Source organism: Paucibacter sp. B2R-40 (assembly GCF_025717555.1).
Classification (GTDB): domain Bacteria; phylum Pseudomonadota; class Gammaproteobacteria; order Burkholderiales; family Burkholderiaceae_C; genus Paucibacter_A.
The window spans coordinates 207726-229072 of sequence record NZ_JAJIRP010000009.1 but is presented as its reverse complement, the minus strand read 5'-3'; the positions used below and the strand labels follow the sequence as shown (position 1 = coordinate 229072).

Genomic DNA, 21347 nt, shown 5'->3' with positions numbered 1-21347 from the left:
CGGGCGCTTAGCACTCGATCAACTCCACCGAAGTCGTCATCACGGCCGTCTTGCCCAGCATGATGCTGGCGGAGCAGTATTTTTCGTGCGACAAGGCCACCGCACGCTCGACCACATCTTGCTTGAGCGCGCGCCCGGTCACCACAAAATGCATGTGAATGGCGGTGAACACCTTGGGCTCGGTCGGCGCCCGCTCCGCAGTCAGTTTGACTTGGCAGCCGGTCACGTCGTGGCGACCACGCTTGAGGATCAAGACCACGTCATACGCCGTGCAGCCACCGGTGCCGGCCAACACAGTCTCCATCGGTCGCGGCGCCAAGTTGCGCCCGCCGCCGTCTGGCGCACCGTCCATTGCCAAGAGATGACCACTGCCGGTTTCGGCCACAAAAGCCATACCACCTGCGCCCATCCAATTGATCGTGCACTCCATAGAAACTCTCCATTTTTTGCCGCCAACTTGGCAGCGATGCTTCACAAGAACTCAAGTATTCACAAGGAAATATTGCAGCGCAGCATAACTTTCGGCTAAAATCACCCCAAGCGAAATGAGCAAGTGGTCTTAAAGCGGTATTTCAGTTGATTTACAGCCAAGCGCTTGCTTCGCACCGATTGTCTCCTCCACCGCCTCCATGGTGGATTCAGCCCGAGCTTGCAAAAGCTTGGGCTTTTTTTTGCCCGCCAATTGCGCACCAATTGCCCGCCAAGGGCCCGCCAAGAGCCCGCCATATGCCGGCGCCTGCACCAAGCGCCTCGCTTATCATGCCGCACCGCAACAGTTTCGCATCGGAGATTTCATGGCTGGCCCGTCCCCCGCAAGAACCCGGACCGCAAAAGCTGCCGCAGCAGCTAAGCCAGCCCTCCCTGCGCTGATTCCCAGCGACAACAGCTATTTACAGCGAATTCTGAATGCCCGCGTCTATGACGTCGCGGTTGAGACTTCGCTAACACCCGCCAAGAACCTGTCCAAACGATTGGGCAACAAGGTCTTGCTCAAGCGCGAAGACGAGCAACCGGTATTCAGCTTCAAGCTGCGCGGCGCCTACAACAAAATGGTGAACTTGAGCGCCGAGGCTCTGGCTAAAGGAGTGATCTGCGCTTCGGCCGGCAACCACGCACAAGGCGTCGCGCTATCGGCCAAGAAGCTCGGCTGCCGCGCCGTGATCGTGATGCCCGTGACCACGCCCAAGGTCAAGATCGACGCGGTGCTGTCCTTCGGCGGTGAAGTCATTTTGCACGGCGACAGCTTCACCGACGCCTTTGGCCGCGCGCTGGAGTTGGAGCGCGAGCAAGGACTGACTTTTGTGCATCCCTTCGATGATCCCGATGTGATCGCCGGACAGGGCACAGTGGCGATGGAGATCTTGCGCCAGCATCAAGGACCGATTGACGCGGTCTTTGTCGCCATCGGTGGCGGCGGGCTGATCTCAGGCGTGGCCGCCTACATCAAGGCGCTGCGCCCCGAGATCAAGGTCATCGGCGTGCAGACCAAGGATTCCGACGCCATGGTGCGCTCGGTGCGCGCCGGCAAGCGCGTCACGCTCGCCGACGTGGGCCTGTTCTCCGACGGCACGGCCGTCAAACTGGTGGGCGAAGAAACCTTTCGCATCACCCGTGAGCTGGTGGACGACTTTGTGCTGGTGGAGACCGATGCGGTGTGCGCTGCCATCAAAGATGTGTTCGAAGACACCCGCAGCATTCTGGAGCCGGCCGGCGCCCTAGGCGTCGCGGCGATCAAGCAATATGTGGCCGCACAGGCTTGCAAGGGCCAGACCTTTGTCGCCATCACCTGCGGCGCCAATATGAACTTCGACCGCCTGCGCTTTGTGGCCGAGCGCGCCGAAGTGGGCGAGCACCGCGAGGCGTTGTTTGCCATCACCATCCCCGAGGAGCGCGGCAGCTTCAAGCGCTTTTGCGAGTTGCTGGGGCCACGCAGCGTGACCGAATTCAATTACCGAATTTCGGACGCCAACAAGGCTCACATCTTCGTCGGCATCGCCACCCAAAAACGCGAAGAGTCGCTCAAGCTGGCCAAGACCTTTGCCAAGCACGGTTTCGAAACGCTGGACCTGACCGACGATGAGTTGGCCAAGCTGCATATCCGCCATATGGTGGGCGGGCGCTCCGACTTGGCGCGCAATGAGCATCTGTACCGTTTCATCTTCCCGGAGCGGCCAGGGGCCTTGATGCGCTTCTTGAGCTCGATGCACCCGGACTGGAATATCAGCCTGTTTCACTACCGCAACCAGGGCGCCGACTACGGCCGCATTTTGGTCGGCATTCAGGTGCCGCGCGGTGACAACGCCGCGCTGCGGGCATTTTTGGACTCACTGAACTACCCCTATGTAGACGAGTCCAACAACCCGGTTTACAAACAATTCCTGGGATAAATGAATTGACAGCGACAGGGGCAAGTGCGGATGCGCATGACGCCTCCTCGCCTTCAAAATCCAGCCTCTACGTGTGCCGCGCGCCAGCCCGCCAATGCCCATCCAACAGTCCCTGATCAGTCCGACGGCCAATCCAGTGTTGGAAAAAGCGCTGCGTGACCGGGTTGATCGGCATGCGGCCATTGCCGGCGGGCTGGGTGAGTTGGAACCGCTGGCGGTGCGGCTTGGTCTGATTCAGAACAGCCTCACGCCACGTTTTCGCGATCCGACATTGGCCGTATTTGCCGCCGATCACGGCTTGGCCGTGGACGGCATCGGCAGCCAATGGGGCCGCAGCACGCGCGAGCAAGCCATGCTGGCGCTGCAGAATCGACTGCCGCTGGCGGTTTTTGCGCGCATCCAGGGAATGCAGATGGTGCTGGTCGATTGCGGCATCGCCGAGCCGCTGGCGCCGCACGCGAAATTGCTAGCCCGCAAGATCGCTCACGGCACGCGCAACTCAAGAGTGAGTTCAGCCATGACTTTGGAGCAAGCCCATGCGGGTGTGCGCGTCGGCATGGAGATTGCCGACAAGCTCAGCGGCAATGTGCTGGCCTGCGCCGGCATGGGCCAGGGCTCGGCCGAGAGCGCGTCTTTGGTGTTGGCGCGCTTGATGGACTGCCCTTTGCGTGACTTTGTGATCTCAGGCCCCGATATGCGTCAGGACGACCTGGCCCATTTGCTCAATGTCTTGCAGGCGGCGCAGGCCCGGCACCGCGATGTCAGCGACCCGATGGAAGTGTTAGCGGCGTTTGGTGGATTCGAGATTGCCGTGATGGTAGGCGCCATGTTGGTGGCCGCCTCCAAGCGCAGCCTCATCATCGTCGACGGCATCACCGCCTGCGCGGCCTTGAAAATTGCCGCAAAAATTGCGCCGCCGGTCACCGACTTTGCGGTGTTTTGCCGCAGCCATGTGCACCGCGGCCTGGATGAGGCACTGGCCATGTTTCATGCCTCGGCTTTGCTGGAACTGGGCATGGACAGCGCTGACGGCACCGGTGCGGCCTTGGCCTGGCCGATGATCCGCAGCGCCGCCGCCCTGCTCACCGATCTGCATGATGCAGCCTCGCCTTGAGTCTTAACGCGAATTGGGCGGCCCGGACGGATCATTCAATGGCCGCGGTTGACTTTCCAGCTGCGGCTGTTGAGGTGGAGGAGGTGGCGCATAAGAGCCCAGCACCACCGGCGAAGCCTGCGCCGTAGGCAAGGCCCCGGTTGCGGCTGCTGCCAGCGGGCTGATTTGCAAGGTCATGCTGACCACGCCCGCCTCGCCCAAACTGGCCGAGCGCCCGTCAACGAACAACAATTGCAGATTGCCATCCACCGAGGCTCCGACGCGGACCGTGCGGGCAATACCGTCCACCGCGATCAAGGCGACGCCCTCACCCGCTTGGCTCGCCCCGACCTTCTTAGGCGCGACAACACCCAGCAGTTTGAATCGACTCTCGACCGCCGGTGCCGCTTCGGCCACCACCGACGCAGCCGCGCCGAACAAGCGCGTCAAATCGGCTTGACCACTGCGCTGCTCCAGCGCCGGCTGCGCCTGACTGGGTACCTGTATGGGTTTGGCCAGCAATTGAATCAGCCAATAGCCGCCGCTACAGGCGAGCAAACCCCACACCAAAAAAGCAATCATTCGTGCAAGCATGAGCAGATTATGATTCATCCGCTGCTTCACTCATCAGGTAGGCAGTTAGTAGCTTCAACTTCACCCCTCCAAGCTCACGCCCAAATGCATATCCAAGCCTCGCCGCCATCTACTCCCCGCAGCCGCGACACTCGCCGCAGCGCCGGCTTCACCTTGATCGAATTGCTGGTCGTCTTGGTCATCATCGGCGTATTGGCCGCGCTGGTCGTGCCCAATGTGCTGGACCGCGCCGACGAGGCCCGCGTCACCGCCGCGCGCACCGACGTCAATAATTTGATGCAGGCCTTGAAGCTGTACAAGCTCGACAACCAGCGCTATCCCAGTGCAGAACAAGGCCTCGAAGCCTTGGTGCGCAAGCCCACTGCCGGCACGCCGCCACCAAACTGGAAGCCTTATGTCGAGAAGCTGCCGATGGATCCCTGGAAGCAGCCCTATCAATATGCCAACCCCGGCATCAAGGGCGAGATCGACGTCTACAGCTTCGGCGCCGACGGCCGCGCAGGCGGCGAAGGCAATGACGCTGATATTGGCTCTTGGCAGTAAGTGTTGCGAGCTCTGGGTCGTGATTGGGTGAATGCACGCGGCCGTCGCCGCGAGGCGTACGGTTTCACCCTGATCGAGCTTTTGGTAGTCGTGGCCTTGATTGCCATCGCAACGGCCACCGTCAGCCTGTCGCTGCGCGACCCGGCCGCCGCTCAGTTGGAGCGCGAGGCAGAGCGCCTGACCGCGCTGTTCGAAACTGCTCGGGCAGAAAGCCGCGCCGCTGGGCTGCCGGTGCAATGGGCACCGACCAAAAAGGACAGTGCCGACCACTTCCAATTCGTCGGCTTGCCCAAGCGGGTCAAATTGCCGCAGCGCTGGCTCGGTGAGCCGATCGCCGTACAGATTGCCGGGGCAAATTTCATCAGCTTGGGGCCTGAGCCGATGATTGGTGCGCAGCGCCTGCAACTCAGCCTGGGCTCTCAGCAAATCGTCTTGACGACTGACGGCATGTCGGCTTTTGAAGTGACCGCTGCGCCGGCACCATGAATCAACAGCGCGGTTTCACCCTGATCGAAGTCTTGGTCGCCTTGGTCATTGTGGCGATTGCCCTGACCGCCGGCGTCAAGGCCGCCGGTGCACTCACCTTGAACGCGGGGCGTTTGCGCACCATCAGTGCCGCGCAGTGGTGCGCCGAAAACCAGCTGACCGAGTTGCGGCTGTCCAAACAATTCCCCAGCGTCGGCGATAGCGACTTCACTTGCGAGCAGTTTGGGGAAACTTATAAGGGCCAGATCACCGTGCGCCCGACGCCAAACCCGAGTTTTCGTCGCGTCGACGCCGCTATTCGCGACGAAGCCGGCAATCAGCTGCTCTCGCTCTCGACCATCATGGGCCGTTACTGACATGCAGCGCCCCCGTGGTTTTACCTTGATCGAGGTGCTGGTTGCCTTGGTCGTGATGTCCACCATGGCCATGATGGCTTGGCGCGGGCTCGATGCCCTGATCAAGAGCCGCGAGATCGCGCAGACCAACCTGGACCAAAGTGCGCGCCTGCAAACCGTGCTGGCGCAGTGGGAGCAAGACCTACGCTCCATTCAAGACAGCGGCAGCGTTGAAGCCTTGAATTTCGATGGTGCCAGCCTGCGCCTGACCCGCCAACACCCGCAAGGCATCCAGGTGGTTGCCTGGGTGGTGCGTGGCGGCGCACTCAACCGTTGGGAAAGCAAGCCCGTGCAGACGGTTGGCGCGCTGGAAGAGAATTTCAAACATGGTGCGCAGTTGCTGGCTCAAGACGCGGGTCAGGTGCGCGCACTGGAGGGCGTCACCGGTTGGCAGCTCTATTGCTACCGAGGCAATAGCTGGAGCAATTGCTTGTCCAGCGGCAGCGACGACACCGTCCCGCCGCCGCCTCCTGCGTCCGGTGCATCGGGTGCGGCTGCGCCGGAAAAGCCCCGCCAATCGCTGCCCAGCGGTATCCGCATGCTGCTTCAGTTCGGCCCGGGTAGCGGCTTTGGTGGGCCGTTGACGCGCCAGGTTGAGTTGAGGCCGCAAGCATGATCCGCACGACTCAGCCTCTGCGAGCCCAACAGCAAGGGGCTGCCTTGCTGACCGCGATGATCATCGTCACCTTGGTGGCGACGCTGGCCTCGGCGATGGTATGGCGCCAGTATCGCGCGGTGCAAATTGAGGCGGCCGAGCGCGCCCGCGCTCAGGCCAGCTGGATTTTGCAGGGCTCACTCGACTGGGCCAGATTGATACTGCGCGAAGACGCCCGGGCCGACCGCGATGCGCAGCGCCGTGGCGAGCAAGCCGTCGACCATTTGGGCGAAGTCTGGGCGGTGCCGCTGGCCGAAGCGCGCTTGTCAACCTTCTTGGCTGCCGACAAAAGCAATGCCGACGACGGCCCGGAAGCCTTTTTGTCCGGCAGTCTGCAAGATGCTCAATCGCGCTACAACCTGCGGCATCTGCTGGGCGGCAAGCTTGTGCCGCCTTTGGAGCAACGGGTGTTGGAACGCTTGGTCGTCAGTGCCGGTGCAGCGCCCGGCACGGCTGCGCTGATCATTGGCAAGCTGCGCAGTGCCTATGCGGCCAAGAGCGAATCGGATACGCAGACATCTAGCGGGGAAAAATCCGAAATACCCTTGCAACCCAAGAACATAGCCCAACTCGCCTGGTTCGGTCTGAGTGCCGACACCATCGAGCGACTGAGCCCGCTGATCACCTTCTTGCCGGTTGCCACGCCCGTCAATCTGAACACCGCGCCGCGCGAGGTCATTGCGGCCTTGTTCGACGGCATGGATCTGGCGTCCGCAGAACGCTTGGTGCAAGTCCGGCAGGCCAAGCCCTTGAGTAAGCTGGAGGAAACTGCCGATTTTTTCCCCAAGGGCGTGCAAGTCACCGCCGAACGAGCCTCGGTCAACTCCGCCTTTTTCATCGTCAATGGGCGGCTGCGCCTGGAGGAGCGAGTGCTGGAAGAAAAATCTTTGGTACAAAGGCGCGATTTGGAAATCCTTGTCCTGGATCGCCAACGTGTCGTGCCCCGTATTGAAACGAAACCTTGATGCCTCAGAATTGCTGCGGCCGCGCTACAAATAGCCGATCTAAGTCTTTGATTTCAGAGCATTTGACATTTTCAGACTTCTAGAATGAGATAGGCTCCACCGCTTCCATGAGTACGCTACTCCTCTTCTTGCCCGCCCGCAGTCGCCTGCATGCACAAGGCCGCAGCACCCAGACCCTTGAAGGCCTGGGTCGCGCCGTGCCTGGGCGCGACTATGACTATGTGTTGACCAATGACGGGAGCAGCATCTCGGCCCAGGGCAACCGCGCTGCGGCACAGTTGCCGCATGCCGATGTGGTGATCGCCATTCCGGCCGAATCCGATCTGTCCTGGCAGCGAGTAAGCTTGCCACGCGCCGGTCGGCAAATGCGCTCTGCACTGGCCGGCATGTTGGAAGAGTCGCTGCTCGATGATGCAGAAGGCCTGCATTTCGCCATCGAGGCCGAAGCCTCTGGCGGCGATATTGCCTGGGTCGCGATCACCTCGCGGGCCTGGCTGCAACAACATTTGACTACCTTAGAGGCCGCACAGGTCTTTGTCGACCGCGTCACGCCGCTGGCCTGGCCCGATGCACCGCCGCGCGGGCATTTTTACGAAACCGGCAATGAACTAAGCCCGATCGCACTGCGTTGGAGCCACCCTGAGGGGGTGACCAATTTCCCGCTGGACGGTAGCCTGCCGCGCCAACTGTTCCCGGCCTCGCTGGTGCAAATATCGCAATGGACGGCAGCGCCCGAGGTGGCCGCGCAGTCCGAACGCTGGCTGGGCACCGCCGTCAATGTCATCACACCGGCCGAGCGCGCCCTGGCCGCCATCGACAGCCCTTGGAATTTGCGCCAATTCGAGTTGGCACCGCGAACACGCGGCATCCGCGCCTTGCGCCATCTGCTGCGCGGCTTGATGCGTCGCAATTGGAAGCCGGTGCGCTGGGGCTTGGCCGGCTTGGTGGCCGTGCAAGTGTTGGGTTTGAACCTGTTGGCCTGGCAGCATAACCACCAACTCAAAGCCAGGCGCGCCGCGATGGACAGCACCCTGACTGCCAGCTTTCCACAGGTGCGCGCGATCCGCGATGCGCCGGTGCAGATGCAGCGCGAAACCGATCAGCTGCGCGCATCGGCCGGTCGCAGCAGCGATCAAGACCTCGAAACTCTGCTGGCTGCGGCAGCCACCGCTTGGCCGGCCGAACGCGGCCCGGTCGAGACGCTGTCGTTCGAATCCGGCCGACTCTCGCTCTCTGCCAATGGTTGGAGCGACGCGCAAGTTCAACAGTTCCGCAGCCAATTGAGCAGTGAGGGCTGGCAGCTCGACGCCGTCGAGGGACGCTTGACGCTCAGCCGGGCCCAAGGCCCGGCTTCTTCAAACGCCAACAAAACATGAATCAGCCCAAATTCCTCAAATGGCAGACGCTGAAAGCGCAGGCGCAAACCCGCTGGCAGGCGCTGGCCGACCGCGATCAACTCGCACTGCAATTCGTCGCCTGGATCTTGGCTCTGCTGCTGCTTTGGCTGATCGCCATTCAGCCCGGCTTGCGCACCTTGCGCCAAGCCCCGGCGCAGTTGGAAGCCTTGGAGCTGCAGTTGCAAGAAATGCAGGCGTTGGCCGCAGAGACACGCGAATTGCGCGCCACGCCAGCGGTGCCCATCGCGCTCGCCGCCCAAGCCTTGCAAGCAGCCAGCGAGCATCTCGGGCCCACCGCCAAACTCAGTGTCAACGGTGACCGGGCGGTGTTGAGCATCAATGGCGTCGGCGCCGAACCTTTGCAGTCATGGCTGGGTGAGGTGCGCAGCGCCGCCCGCGCCCGGCCGCTGGAAGCCAAATTGCAACGCAGCCCGAATGGCTACTCCGGCACCATCGTGCTGATGCTCAGCGGAGCCGCCCCATGAGCAGCCTGTCGATCAAATCATGGTTCAGCCGGCGCCCCCGCAATGAGGCACCGCTGACCGAGCTGAGCCCGACTCAGTGGCAAGACTCACGCCAGATTGAGCCGAGCTGGCGCGGCCGCAACCAGAGCGCTTTGCGCTGGAGCGTTACCGGCGCCGTGCTCGGCGGCCTGCTGTCATTGATCATGTTTGCGCCCGCCAGTTGGCTGGCGCACGGTTTGGCTTCGGCCAGCAATGGGCATGTCTTGATCACCGACACGCGCGGCAGCATCTGGAATGGCAGCGGCGTGCTGGTCTTGACCGGCGGCGCCGACAGCCGCGACGCCAGCCTCTTGCCGGGCCGGCTGCGCTGGTCCATGCATGTGCAAGGCATGGCGCTGGCCTTGAAGGCCAGCCAAGACTGCTGCATCAATGGGGAGCTGCAATTGCAGATTCGGCCCGGCTGGGGCCGTTTCGAGGTCGCACTGATCAGCCATGCGGATTGGCTGGCACGCTGGCCGGCGGGCATGCTGGCGGGCCTGGGCACGCCTTGGAACACCTTGCAACTGGGCGGCTCGATCCGCTTGACGGCGCGGGACTTCAAGCTGGAATGGGTGCAGGGGCGCTGGCGCCAGTTTGGTCAGCTGGATCTGGATCTGATCAATTTATCCTCGCGCATCTCCACGCTGGCACCCTTGGGCAGCTACCGCTTCACGCTGGCCGCACAAAGCAGCGACGAATCCAAGGCCGGCATCAGCACGCTCAAATTGATCACGCTGGACGGCGCGCTGCTGCTGTCGGGCGAAGGCACCATGGGTGCCGGCAAAGCACGCTTTCTGGGCGAGGCCTCGGCCGCGCCGGGGCGCGAAGCGGCTCTGAATAATTTACTGAATATCATCGGACGCCGCCAAGGCGCGCGCTCCGTCATTTCGATCGGATGACAATGAAAATGCGCTCCCAAACCGCGCTTCGAGGTCGGCAGCTTGGCCTCTCCGTCCTGGCCTTGGCACTTTTGAACCCCGCCTGGGCCCAGCCCTCCACCGCCCAGGCCACCGCCAGCAGCCGCACACGCGGCCCGGCCTTGAAGGCCCAAACACCGGTGACGCTGAACTTCGTCAATGCCGATATCGAGGCCGTCACGCGCGCCATCGGCGTGATGATGGACAGACAGTTCATCATCGACCCCCGCGTCAAGGGCCAAATCACCCTCTATAGCGAACAACCCCTGACCGTGCGCGAGGCCTACCTGAATTACCTGGCTGCGCTGCGTGGCCTGGGTTTCACGGTGGTTGAGAACACCGGCATGTACAAGGTCGTACCCGAGGCCGACGCCAAGCTGCAGGCGGGCTCGGTTGCAGTGGGCAGCAGCACCGTGCGCGGTGACCAGATCATCACGCAGATCTTCCGCCTCAATCACGAGAATGCCAACAATCTGGTGGCGGTGCTGCGCCCCTTGATCAGCCCCAACAACACCATCAATGCCAATCCGGGCAATAACAGCCTGGTAATCACCGATTACGCCGAGAACCTGCAGCGCCTGGGCCGCATCATCGCGACCATGGACACCCCGGGCAGCACCGACCTGGAGGTGGTCCCGCTCAAGCATGCGGTCGCGTCCGACCTGGCCGCCTTGGTGCAAAAGCTTGCCGATGGCGGCGTTGCAGCAGTGCCGGGCCAAGCCGGCGGCAGCTTGAGCGTGCTGGTTGATCCGCGCAGCAATGCCTTGATTCTGCGTGCCTCCAACCCGGCCCGGATGGCAATGGCGCGGGCCATGATAGACAAGCTCGATCAGCCACCCAGTGACGGCGGCACCGGCAGCAATATCCATGTGGTTTATCTGAAGAACGCCGACGCGACCAAGCTGGCGACGGTGCTGCGGGCCGCTTTTGCCGGCGGGGCAGGTGGTGCGAGCGGCACCTCTGGCAATTCGCAAAGCAGCGGCAGCACCAGCAGCAGCAGCAATTTAGGCGGATCACCGCTGACCGGCGCCGGCCAGGGCAATAGCAGCAGCGGCCCCTCCACGGCCGCCACCACCCCGGTGGCGCAGAGCCAAGGGCCCTCAACCGGCGGCTTTGTGCAGGCTGACCCCTCGACCAACTCCTTGATCATCACCGCCAGCGGTCCTTTTTATCGCCAGATCCGTGGTGTCATCGACCAACTGGATTCGCGCCGCGCGCAAGTCTATGTCGAAACCATGATCGTCAAGGTTGATGCCAGCAAGGCGGCGCAATTCGGCGTGCAGTGGCAGAACCTGTTTGGTGAAAAGGGTGACAGCATCATCACCGGCGCTGGCACCAACTTCGGCACCGGTTCAAGCAATATCATCAATGGCTCCCTGGCGGTCGCCCAAGGGCGCACCGGCGTCGCGACGGCGCTGGCAGCAAACCCCGCACCGATGGGTTTCAACCTGGGCTTTCTGAAGAAGCTGGGCAGCTTCTACACGCTTGGCGCGATCGCCAACTTCCTGGAGTCGCAGGCCGGCGCCAATGTGCTGTCAACGCCAAATCTGGTCTCGCTGGACAATGAAGAAGCCAAGATCGTGATCGGCCAGAACGTGCCATTCCTGTCCGGCTCCTTCTCCAATACTGGCAGCGCAGGGGGCGCCGTCAATCCGTTTCAAACCGTGGACCGCAAGGACGTCGGCCTGACCCTGCGCATTCGCAGTCAGATCGGCGAAAACGGCACGGTTCGGATGACGGTATTCCAGGAAAACTCTGCCGTTGTGCCGGGCACCTCCAGCTTGGGCCCCACCACCGACAAGGCCTCGATCGAAACCACCGTGGTGGTCGACGATGGGCAGACCATTGTGCTGGGCGGCCTGCTCAAAGATGAATACAGCGACGGCGACGACAAGGTCCCTGGCCTGGGCAATCTGCCGCTGGTCGGTGCACTGTTCAAGAGCGAGAACCGCAAGCGGGTGAAAACCAATCTGATGGTCTTCCTGCGTCCGGTCGTGATGCGCGACCAGCAGTCGGCCGACCAGATGACGCTGGACCGCTATGAGTCGATTCGAGCTGTGCAGCAAAAATCCCAACCAGCGCCGAGCTTTGTGCTGCCCGATACCGGCGTACCAGTCTTGCCAAGCTTGCCGGGCTCGGCCGCGGCGCTTGAGGCCTCAAAGCCGCCCAAGGCTGTTGTCGCCCCCGAGGCCCAGCCTCAACAGCAACCCTGAACGCATCCTTGTAGATTGACACCCAATGGCCATCCGCCACCCCCTGCCCTACGCCTTTGCCAAGGCCAATTCTGTGCTGATGGAGGACGACGGCAGCACGCTTGTGCTGTGGGCGCCGCCCGAGGTCAGCCTGGCGACCTTGTCCGAGGTGCAGCGGCTTTACATCGTCGACCGTTTCGAGCAAGAGCCACGCAGCACCTTGAGTGAGCGCATCAACGCGGCCTATGCAGGCAGCGAATCGAGTGCGGCGGTGGTGATCGGCGAGGTCGAGAGCGCGGTCGATCTGTCGCGCATGATGCAGGACTTACCGGCCGTTGAGGACTTGCTGGAGGCGGCCAACGACGCCCCCATCATCCGCATGCTTAACGCATTACTGACGCAGGCCGCCAAGGACGGCGCCAGCGATATCCACATCGAACCCTATGAGCGCGCCAGCTCGGTACGCTTTCGCGTCGACGGCACGCTGCGTGAGGTCGTGCAACCCAACCGCGGCCTGCATGCCGCGCTGATCTCGCGCCTGAAGATCATGGCCGAGCTGGACATCGCCGAGAAGCGCTTGCCGCAAGACGGCCGCATCTCGCTGCGCATCGGCGGCCGCGCCATCGATGTGCGGGTCTCGACGCTGCCCTCGGCCCATGGCGAGCGCGCCGTGCTGCGGCTGCTGGACAAGAGCGAATCGAAATTCACGCTCGAAGGCTTAGGCATGAGCGGCGACGTGCTCAGCAGCTTCAAGCGCCTGGTGCAGCAGCCACATGGCATTGTGCTGGTGACCGGCCCGACCGGCAGCGGCAAGACCACCAGTTTGTATGCCTCGCTGCAAACGGTGGACACCGGCACGACCAATGTGTTGACGGTGGAAGACCCGATCGAATACGAGCTGGGCGGCATCGGCCAGACACAGGTCAATGCCAAGATCGACCTGACCTTCGCCAAGGCGCTGCGCGCGATTCTGCGGCAGGACCCGGACGTCATCATGATCGGCGAAATCCGCGACCATGAGACCGCACAGATCGCCATCCAGGCCTCGCTGACCGGCCACTTGGTGCTGGCCACCTTGCATACCAATGATTCGGTCAGTGCGGTGACGCGCTTGACCGATATGGGCATCGAGCCGTTTCTGCTTAGTTCCAGTCTGCTGGGTGTGCTCGCGCAGCGTCTGGTTCGCAAGTTGTGCCCGGTATGCAAGCGCGTCGATGAAGAAGGAAAATATCACCCAGTTGGTTGCGACGCCTGCAGCCAGACCGGCTACAAAGGCCGCACCGGCGTCTATGAGCTGATGATCGCTAACGACAAGGTGCGTGGACTGATACACCAGCAAGCGGCCGAGAGCGAATTGCTGGCGGCGGCGCAAGCGGGCGGATTGCGCTCGATGCGCGACGATGGGGCCAGGTTGGTGGCCGCCGGCATCACCTCAGCCGAGGAAGTTTTGCGGGTCACCCGCGAATAAGCATGCCGGCCTATAAATACGAAGCCCTCAACGCCTCCGGGCGCAGCGTCAGCGGACTGATCGAAGCAGACACACCGCGCGCCGCGCGGGCTCTTCTGCGCGCGCAAGGCCAAGTGCCACTGAGCTTGCAGACCGTGCAGCAGCATGGCCAGGCCAGCGCCAGTCGCTTCACCCGGCGAGTCTTCAATGCGACGGCCTTGGCCGTTTGGACTCGGCAGTTGGCCGGTCTGGTCGGCTCTGGCCTGCCGGTCGAACGCGCATTGACCGCCTTGACCGATGAATGTGAGGATGCCCGCCAACGCGAGTTGCTGTCGCAGCTGAAGGCCGAGGTCAACGCCGGCGCGTCCTTCGCGCATGCCTTGTCCACCGCGCCGCGCGAGTTCGACGAGGTCTTTTGCGGCGTGGTGGCGGCAGGCGAGCAGAGCGGCGCGCTCGGCCATGTCTTGGAAAAGCTCGCAGACGATCTGGAAGAGCGCCAAGACCTGTCCGGCAAGCTGGTCGGTGCGATGGCCTACCCGGCCATCGTGTCGCTGATCTCGGTGATGATCGTGATCTTCTTGGTGACCTATGTGGTGCCACAGATCGCCACCGTATTCACGAATTCCAAGCGCGCGCTGCCGTTTTTGACGGTGGCGATGTTGGCCATCAGCGCCTTTGTGCGGGAATGGGGCTGGTTGATGATCTTGACCCTGGTTGCCGGCGGCATGGCCTTGTCGGCGGCGCTGCGCGGCGAGGCCTTTCGCAAACGCTTTGATGCCGGCGTTTTGCAAGTACCGCTGCTCGGGAGGCTGGCGCGCGGCTATAACGCGGCGCGCTTCGCCAGCACCTTGGCGATGCTGGCAGGCGCCGGCGTGCCGATTCTGAAGGCCTTGCAGGCGGCCGCCGAGACGCTGTCGAACCGCGCGATGCGGGCCGATGCGCTGGATGCCTTGGTGCAGGTGCGCGAAGGTGCACCCCTGGGCTCGGCGCTGGCGGGCAAGAAGCGCTTCCCCGGCATCCTGGCGATGTTCGCGCGCCTGGGCGAACAAACCGGCCAACTGCCGCAGATGCTGGAGCGCGCCGCCAAGCAGCTCAGCGTCGAGGTGCAGCGCCGTTCGATGGCCGCCGCCACCTTGCTGGAACCGATTTTGATCGTGGTGATGGGCGCCATCGTCTTGATGATTGTCTTGGCCGTGCTGATGCCTATCATTCAACTCAACACCTGGGTCAAGTAAAACATGGCGGCGAATCTGGACGGACAACTGGTCGTCGCTATTTCGTCCCGTGCCCTGTTCGATTTCGAAGAAGAAAACGAGCTGTTCGAGGCCGGCGATGACCGCGCCTACATGGCCTTGCAAGAAAGCCGCCTCGATTTACCAGCCAAACCCGGCGTCGCTTTCTCACTCGTCAACAAGTTGCTGGCCTTCAACCAGCCGGAGCATCCCCGGGTCGAAATCGTTGTGCTGTCGCGCAATGACCCGGTCTCGGGCATGCGGGTATTCCGCTCGGCAGCGCATTACGGACTGGGCATTCAGCGCGGCGTCTTCACGCGCGGAGAGTCCCCCTGGCGCTATTTACGGCCCTTGAAGGCGCAGCTGTTCTTGTCCACCAACGAGGCCGATGTGCGCTCGGCGCTGGCGGCCGGCGTCGCGGCAGCGCGCGTGCTGCCGCTGTCGGCGCGCGCCTCGGCCGAACATCCGCATGAGCTGCGCATCGCTTTTGACGGCGATGCGGTGCTGTTCTCCGACGAGGCCGAGCAGGTCTTTCAGCGCGACGGCCTGAGCGCGTTTCAAAGCCACGAGTCCACGCACGCCAATACGCCACTGGCGGCCGGGCCCTTCAAGCCGGTGCTCGAAGCCTTGCAGCGCTTGCAACACAGGCCCAATGACACGATGCGGGTGCGCACCGCGTTGGTGACGGCTCGTAGCGCACCGGCGCATGAGCGCGCCATCCGCACCTTGATGAACTGGCAGATCGAAGTGGACGAGGCGATGTTTCTGGGCGGCTTGGCCAAGGGCGAATTCCTGCGCGAGTTCGAGCCCGACTTCTTCTTTGACGATCAGGCCGGCCATGTCGCCAATGCGGCCCCGCATGTGCCGGCCGGCCATGTGGCGGCCGGTATCTCGAATCGCTGAGCCCAGCTCAGCTCAGGGTGACGCGAGAGAACTTGCGTTTACCTACCTGAGCGACAAAGCTGCCGGCTTCCAGCTTCAAGGCCTTGTCGCTGATGGTCACGCCATCTATCTTGACGCCACCCTGTTCGATCATACGGGTGGCCTCGCCGCCTGAAGCGACCAAACCGGCCGCTTTGAGCATCGCGCCGACGCCCATAGGCGCGCCGCTCAGCGTGACTTCAGGAATATCGTCCGGAATACCGCCACGAGCGCGGTTGTTGAAGTCCGCCTCGGCAGCAATGGCCGCGTCGGCGCTGTGGAAGCGGGCGGTGATTTCCTTGGCCAGCAAGACTTTGGCTTCCTTGGGGTTGCGCCCAGCCTCAACCTCAGCTTTGAGCGCCGCGATCTCGGCCTCGCTCTTGAAACTCAGCAACGCAAACCATTTCCACATCAACACATCGCTGATCGACAAGACCTTGGCGAACATGCTGTTGGCCGGCTCGCTGATGCCGATGTAGTTGTTCTTGGACTTGGACATCTTCTCGATGCCGTCCAGACCCTCCAGCAGCGGCATGGTCAGGATGCACTGCGGCTCCTGGCCATATTCCTGCTGCAAATGCCGGCCCATCAGCAAATTGAACTTCTGGTCGGTGCCGCCCAACTCGATATCGCTCTTCAAGGCGACCGAGTCATAGCCCTGCATCAGCGGGTAGAGGAACTCATGCACCGAAATCGGTGTCTGCGCGGCGAAACGCTTGGTGAAGTCGTCGCGCTCCATCATGCGCGCCACCGTGTATTTCGCCGCCAACTGAATCATGCCGCGCGCACCCAGAGGATCGCTCCACTCGGAGTTGTAACGGATTTCGGTCTTGGCCGGGTCCAGCACCAGGCTGGCCTGGGCGTAGTAGGTCTCGGCATTGGCCTTGATCTGCTCCTGCGTCAGCGGCGGGCGCGTCGCGTTGCGGCCGGACGGATCGCCAATCATCGAGGTGAAGTCCCCGATCAGAAAAATCACCTGATGGCCCAGGTCCTGCAACTGGCGCAGCTTGTTGAGCACCACGGTATGGCCAAGGTGGATATCAGGCGCGGTCGGGTCCAGACCCAGCTTGATGCGCAGCGGCACGCCGGTGGCCTCTGACTTGGCCAGTTTTTGCAACCAATCAGCCTCCGGCAGGAGTTCATCACAGGCGCGCTTGCTGACAGCAAAAGCCTCGCGCACGCGATCGGTGACGGGAAATGCGGGCACGGGAGTTCGAATTTCGGACATGGCAGCTGTCGAGCCTCGGCTAAAGCCTTGATATATGGGGTTTTCTAGAGTTTGACGCGCCGATCAACTCGGTATACTCGCGCCTAGTTTGACGCCGCCACCCCCAAAAGTAGGGGGGTGCAGCAACAAAGATGCCAATTCTAGTGGACGCGCCTCAAGCAAAGACGCGCCACTTTTGTCAAGCAGACGCTGAATCGGCGCCTGCTTGAGCAACGAGGGATTCGAGAACGTGACCGACCGGATGATTGAAGTGAAAGTGGCCGCGGCTCAGGCTTTTGCGCGAGCCGAAGCCTTTGCCGCCAAGCATCCACGTGCATTGACCGGCACCGTGGTGGGTTTACTGACCGGCTTTGCCGTCACCGCCTTTGGTATTGCGCCCCTCGCTCCCGATGCACGCGACCTGCCCCAGCGCACGCTGGCCGAGTTGGTACAAACGAATGATCTTGAGGCGCAACTTTCGGCCTTGGCAGAGCACCAAATTGGCCTCAGCCGCAGCGAGTTGACCCGCAGCAGCGATACGGTCGAAAGTCTCTTCAAACGCTTGGGTGCCTTCGACCCGGTCGCTGCCCAGTTCCTGCGCAATGATCCCTTGGCCAGGCGCACGCTGCAGGGCCGCGCGGGCAAGTCGGTGCAGTTGACCGCAGACGCCGCAGGCGTGGTGCAAGCCATGGTGGTGCGCTTCCCGGCCGAAAAGGCCGAACAGCAAGGCACGCACTTCAGTCGCCTGAGCATCACGCGCGAAGGCAAGGCCTTTGTTTCCAAGTTGGAAACCGCGCCGCTGCAGGCGCAAATTCGCTTGGGCAGCGGCAGCATCCAAAGCTCTTTGTTCGCTGCCACCGACGAAGCGCGCATCCCGGACGCGATCGCCTCACAGATGGCCGATATGTTCGCGGGCGACATCGACTTTCACCGCGAACTGCGCAAGGGCGACCGCTTTTCCGTCGTCTATGAAAGCATGACCGCCGACGGCGAAAGCGTCAGTTGGGATAATTCCGCCGGGCGCCTGATTGCCGGCGAATTTGTGAACAATGGCCGCACCCATTCGGCCGTCTGGTTCAAGGACAACGCCACCGGCAAGGGCAATTTCTACGGCTTTGATGGCCAAAGCAAGCGCCGCTCCTTCCTGGCCAGCCCGATGGAGTTCTCGCGCGTGACCTCCGGTTTTTCGATGCGCTTTCATCCGATTCTGCAAACTTGGCGTCAGCACCTCGGTGTTGATTACGGTGCCCCTGCAGGCACGGCGGTACGCACAGTCGGCGACGGCGTGATTGAGTTCGCCGGCTGGCAAAACGGCTTCGGCAATGTTGTCCATGTGCGCCACAACGGTGATCGCACAACCGTGTACGCACACTTGAGCCGCATTGACGTCAAGAAGGGCCAGCGCATTGAGCAGGGCCAAAAGATTGGCGCCGTCGGCGCGACCGGCTGGGCGACCGGCCCGCACCTTCATTTCGAGTTCCGCGTCAAGGGCAGCCACCAAGACCCGCGCGCGATTGCCCGTGCGTCTGAGGCCGTCACTTTGCCCAATTACGCCCGCAACCAGTTCAAGCAGACCGTCGCCAGCGTGAAGACGCAGCTGAATGTCGCGCAAAGCATGGACGGCGGCGTCAGCGGCGCCGACTGAAACCCAAAAGCGGCTCGCCGCAAATGAGTAGCGAGCTCTTCATTGGCTTGATGTCCGGCACCTCGCTGGACGGGGTGGACGCACTATTGGCGCGCTTCCCCGCAGATGGTGCAGCCATGCAGGTGCTGGGCCACCTGCACCAACCCTTCAGCCCGGCTTTGCGCGATGAGCTACTCGCACTCAACTGCCCGGGCGACAACGAATTGCACCGAGCCGCCTTGGCCGCCAATGCCTTGGCGCGTAGCTACGCAGATCTGGTTGCGCAGCTGCTTGAAGCTTGCGGCCTCAAAGCCAGTGCCATCGCGGCACTCGGCGCCCATGGACAGACGGTCAGGCATAGACCCGGCGAGTTCGATGGCTACGGCTACACCACCCAACTCTTGAACGGCGCCCTGCTCGCGGAACAAAGCGGTGTGGCGGTGGTTTGCGATCTGCGCAGTCGCGACGTAGCGGCCGGCGGCCAAGGTGCGCCCCTGGTGCCGGCATTCCATCGCGCGCAATTTGCACAACCTGGTCGCAACATCGCCGTTGTCAATATCGGCGGCATCAGCAATATCAGCCTATTGGGCAGCGACGGCAGCGACGGCAGCGACGGCAGCGACGACAGTACCCTAGGCTTTGACTGCGGGCCAGGCAACTGCCTGATGGATGCCTGGGTCAAACAACATCTGGGCTGCGAATTTGACGCGGGCGGCGCCTGGGCGGCCAAGGGGCAAGTCTTGCCAGGTTTGCTGGCCAGACTGCTCGACGAGCCTTTTTTTGCCCTAGCGCCACCGCGCAGCACCGGGCGCGACCTGTTCAACCGCGTTTGGCTGAACCGCAGACTGCAAAGCGAAATGCTGCCGGCAGACGTGCAGGCCAGCCTGCTTGAATTGAGTGCACAGACAATTGCCCAAAGTCTGCTACGGCATGGCCCGAACACGCAAGAGTTGCTGGTCTGCGGCGGCGGGGCCTTGAACAAGCATCTGATGGCCCGCTTGCAGGCATTGCTGCCCAGCACACAGGTGATGGCCAGCGACGCAAGAGGGCTGCCGGTGATGCAGGTGGAGGCCGCAGCATTTGCCTGGTTGGCCATGCGCCATCTGCGCCAATTGCCGGGCAATCTGCCCGCCGCCACCGGCGCGCTGGGCCCTCGCCTATTGGGCGCGCTCTACCCGGCTTGAATACAAAAAAGCCGCCAGAATTTGGCGGCTTTTTGCTTAACAACGGGTGATCAGGCCGAGAAGCTTGATCCGCAACCGCAAGTGGTAGTGGCGTTCGGATTCTTGATCACGAACTGCGCACCTTGCAGGTCTTCTTTGTAGTCGATTTCTGCACCGGCCAAGTACTGCAAGCTCATCGCATCGATCAGCAAGGTCACACCGTTCTTGTGCATCTGCGTGTCATCTTCATTGACCGCTTCATCAAAGGTGAAACCGTACTGGAAGCCGGAGCAGCCGCCGCCTTGCACAAAGACGCGCAACTTCAGCTCGGGATTGCCTTCCTCGGCCACCAAGTCAGCCACCTTCTCGGCGGCGCTGTCGGTGAAGATCAAGGGAACGGGCATTGCATCGGCATCGGCCGCGGGTGATTCAAGAACTGCGCTCATATGGAATCCTGATGTAATTGCACTTCGGCCGCTATTGTCCACGGAATCACGGACCTTTATAGCACCACTAACCTGATGTTCTCACGCATGGCGAGACCATATTGGCGCAGGGTTATTCGTATGCAGGCCGATATGCTCTTCTCAAATGAACAAAGCCGCTCGAAGAGCGGCTTTGTAGCGTGCATGCCAGCGACAGACGAGGTCCGCGCCGGCAAACCAGCAGGATCAGCGCTTGCTGAACTGCTTCCTGCGACGAGCACCGTGCAGACCGACCTTCTTACGCTCAACTTCACGCGCATCACGCGTAACGAAGCCAGCGCGGCTCAGTTCGGGCTTCAGGGTTGCGTCATAGTCGATCAGAGCGCGAGTGATGCCGTGGCGCAATGCACCGGCTTGACCCGACTCACCACCACCATGAACGTTCACCTTGATGTCAAAGGTCTCACCATGGTTCGTCAGCAGCAGAGGCTGCTTGGCGATCATGATGGAAGTTTGACGACCAAAATAGTCACCGATGGCTTTGCCATTGACGACGATTTGGCCAGTGCCCTTCTTGATGAAGACGCGAGCGACCGACGACTTGCGGCGGCCTGTACCGTAGTTCCAGTTTCCGATCATCATCGTTCCTTAGATTTCCAGAGCCTTGGGCTGCTGAGCGGCATGCGGATGCGTGTCACCGGCATAGACCTTCAGCTTCTTCACCATGGCGTAGCCCAAAGGACCCTTGGGCAGCATGCCCTTGACAGCCTTCTCCAGCGCGCGGCCTGGATGCTTGGCTTGCATGTCCTTGAACTTCGTGGCGTGAATGCCGCCGGGGAAACCCGAGTGGCGGTAGTACACCTTGTCATTGGCCTTGTTGCCCGTGACACGCAGTTTTTCTGCGTTGATGATGACGATGAAATCGCCGGTATCTACGTGAGGCGTATAAATGGCTTTATGCTTGCCGCGCAAACGGAGTGCCACTTCGCTGGCAACACGTCCGAGCACCTTATCGGTGGCGTCAATCACAAACCACTCGTGCGTCACTTCTGCCGGTTTGGCGCTGAAGGTCTTCATGAGTTACTTTCGAATGCTTAGATCCCACAATAGGATCCAGCGGTCGGATGGCTGATTTAGATCTTTGCGCTCACTTACCCTCATCCAACGACCGAAAGCCGGCAGACGCATTGATTTCGCTCGG

22 protein-coding genes are annotated in these 21347 nt (G+C 62.0%); 16 read left to right on the top strand and 6 right to left on the bottom strand.

Features of this window, described 5'->3' with window-relative positions; genetic code table 11:
- Positions 1-7: 7 nt before the first annotated feature.
- A complete protein-coding gene (locus LNV09_RS18665) occupies positions 8-430 on the bottom strand; it encodes an OsmC family protein (protein ID WP_263558578.1) in 423 nt (140 codons plus the stop codon).
- A 364-nt stretch (positions 431-794) separates the two neighbouring features.
- Between LNV09_RS18665 and ilvA the strand changes: the two genes are divergently transcribed.
- Entirely contained in the window at positions 795-2387 is a 1593-nt protein-coding gene (ilvA, locus tag LNV09_RS18660; protein WP_263558577.1) for a threonine ammonia-lyase, biosynthetic, read from the top strand.
- A gap of 94 nt (positions 2388-2481) precedes the next feature.
- Positions 2482-3501, top strand: coding sequence for a nicotinate-nucleotide--dimethylbenzimidazole phosphoribosyltransferase (locus LNV09_RS18655; protein WP_263558576.1), 1020 nt, complete (start codon positions 2482-2484; stop codon positions 3499-3501).
- 3 nt (positions 3502-3504) lie between these two features.
- Here LNV09_RS18655 and LNV09_RS18650 read toward each other — a convergent pair whose 3' ends face one another.
- Positions 3505-4074 (bottom strand): hypothetical protein, encoded by a 570-nt coding sequence (locus LNV09_RS18650; protein ID WP_263558575.1) that lies wholly within the window; start codon positions 4072-4074, stop codon positions 3505-3507.
- An 84-nt stretch (positions 4075-4158) separates the two neighbouring features.
- Here LNV09_RS18650 and gspG point away from each other — a divergent pair, with 84 nt between their 5' ends.
- The 12 genes from gspG (at position 4159) to LNV09_RS18590 (ending at position 15709) form a co-directional block, all read left to right on the top strand.
- The gene (gene gspG / locus LNV09_RS18645; protein ID WP_263558574.1) at positions 4159-4617 is read left to right on the top strand and encodes a type II secretion system major pseudopilin GspG; all 459 of its coding nucleotides are present in this window, start codon (positions 4159-4161) and stop codon (positions 4615-4617) included.
- Positions 4618-5103, top strand: a complete 486-nt coding sequence (locus LNV09_RS18640; RefSeq protein ID WP_263558573.1) for a pilus assembly FimT family protein — start codon at positions 4618-4620, stop codon at positions 5101-5103. It abuts the gene before it with no gap.
- Positions 5100-5459 carry a type II secretion system minor pseudopilin GspI gene (gene gspI / locus LNV09_RS18635; RefSeq protein ID WP_263558572.1) on the top strand — a complete coding sequence of 120 codons (360 nt, stop codon included), beginning with the start codon at positions 5100-5102 and terminating at the stop codon, positions 5457-5459. The genes LNV09_RS18640 and gspI overlap by 4 nt, the downstream gene beginning before the upstream one ends.
- A 1-nt stretch (position 5460) precedes the next feature.
- The gene (locus tag LNV09_RS18630) at positions 5461-6114 is read left to right on the top strand and encodes a PulJ/GspJ family protein (protein WP_263558571.1); all 654 of its coding nucleotides are present in this window, start codon (positions 5461-5463) and stop codon (positions 6112-6114) included.
- Positions 6111-7118 carry a type II secretion system minor pseudopilin GspK gene (gene gspK, locus LNV09_RS18625; protein WP_263558570.1) on the top strand — a complete coding sequence of 336 codons (1008 nt, stop codon included), beginning with the start codon at positions 6111-6113 and terminating at the stop codon, positions 7116-7118. Before LNV09_RS18630 ends, gspK begins: the two co-directional genes overlap by 4 nt.
- Before the next feature lie 107 nt (positions 7119-7225).
- The gene (gspL, locus tag LNV09_RS18620; protein ID WP_263558569.1) at positions 7226-8494 is read left to right on the top strand and encodes a type II secretion system protein GspL; all 1269 of its coding nucleotides are present in this window, start codon (positions 7226-7228) and stop codon (positions 8492-8494) included.
- On the top strand, positions 8491-9000 hold the full coding sequence (locus LNV09_RS18615) for a type II secretion system protein M (protein ID WP_263558568.1): 510 nt from the start codon (positions 8491-8493) through the stop codon (positions 8998-9000). The genes gspL and LNV09_RS18615 overlap by 4 nt, the downstream gene beginning before the upstream one ends.
- Positions 8997-9917, top strand: a complete 921-nt coding sequence (gene gspN / locus LNV09_RS18610) for a type II secretion system protein N (protein ID WP_263558567.1) — start codon at positions 8997-8999, stop codon at positions 9915-9917. Before LNV09_RS18615 ends, gspN begins: the two co-directional genes overlap by 4 nt.
- 2 nt (positions 9918-9919) lie before the next feature.
- Complete coding sequence (gene gspD, locus LNV09_RS18605) at positions 9920-12148, top strand: type II secretion system secretin GspD (protein ID WP_263558566.1); 2229 nt, start codon at positions 9920-9922, stop codon at positions 12146-12148.
- Between the two features lie 25 nt (positions 12149-12173).
- Complete coding sequence (gene gspE / locus LNV09_RS18600) at positions 12174-13595, top strand: type II secretion system ATPase GspE (RefSeq protein WP_263558565.1); 1422 nt, start codon at positions 12174-12176, stop codon at positions 13593-13595.
- Positions 13596-13597: 2 nt separating this feature from the next.
- Positions 13598-14809 (top strand): type II secretion system inner membrane protein GspF, encoded by a 1212-nt coding sequence (gene gspF, locus LNV09_RS18595; protein WP_263558564.1) that lies wholly within the window; start codon positions 13598-13600, stop codon positions 14807-14809.
- A gap of 3 nt (positions 14810-14812) precedes the next feature.
- Complete coding sequence (locus LNV09_RS18590; protein WP_263558563.1) at positions 14813-15709, top strand: 5'-nucleotidase; 897 nt, start codon at positions 14813-14815, stop codon at positions 15707-15709.
- 7 nt (positions 15710-15716) lie between these two features.
- Here LNV09_RS18590 and tyrS read toward each other — a convergent pair whose 3' ends face one another.
- Positions 15717-16955 (bottom strand): tyrosine--tRNA ligase, encoded by a 1239-nt coding sequence (gene tyrS, locus LNV09_RS18585; protein WP_263558562.1) that lies wholly within the window; start codon positions 16953-16955, stop codon positions 15717-15719.
- A gap of 241 nt (positions 16956-17196) precedes the next feature.
- Here tyrS and LNV09_RS18580 point away from each other — a divergent pair, with 241 nt between their 5' ends.
- Both LNV09_RS18580 and LNV09_RS18575 read left to right on the top strand, forming a co-directional pair.
- Positions 17197-18579, top strand: a complete 1383-nt coding sequence (locus LNV09_RS18580) for a M23 family metallopeptidase (RefSeq protein WP_411969323.1) — start codon at positions 17197-17199, stop codon at positions 18577-18579.
- Between the two features lie 23 nt (positions 18580-18602).
- The gene (locus LNV09_RS18575) at positions 18603-19742 is read left to right on the top strand and encodes an anhydro-N-acetylmuramic acid kinase (protein ID WP_263558560.1); all 1140 of its coding nucleotides are present in this window, start codon (positions 18603-18605) and stop codon (positions 19740-19742) included.
- A gap of 50 nt (positions 19743-19792) precedes the next feature.
- Here the strand turns inward: LNV09_RS18575 and erpA are convergent, their stop codons facing one another.
- From erpA to rplM, 3 genes are all read right to left on the bottom strand, one after another.
- Positions 19793-20167: an iron-sulfur cluster insertion protein ErpA gene (erpA, locus tag LNV09_RS18570; RefSeq protein ID WP_263558559.1), complete on the bottom strand. Its 375-nt coding sequence runs from the start codon at positions 20165-20167 to the stop codon at positions 19793-19795.
- 225 nt (positions 20168-20392) lie between these two features.
- Complete coding sequence (rpsI, locus tag LNV09_RS18565) at positions 20393-20785, bottom strand: 30S ribosomal protein S9 (protein ID WP_058722358.1); 393 nt, start codon at positions 20783-20785, stop codon at positions 20393-20395.
- 9 nt (positions 20786-20794) lie between these two features.
- Entirely contained in the window at positions 20795-21223 is a 429-nt protein-coding gene (rplM, locus tag LNV09_RS18560; protein WP_263533701.1) for a 50S ribosomal protein L13, read from the bottom strand.
- Positions 21224-21347: the final 124 nt, after the last annotated feature.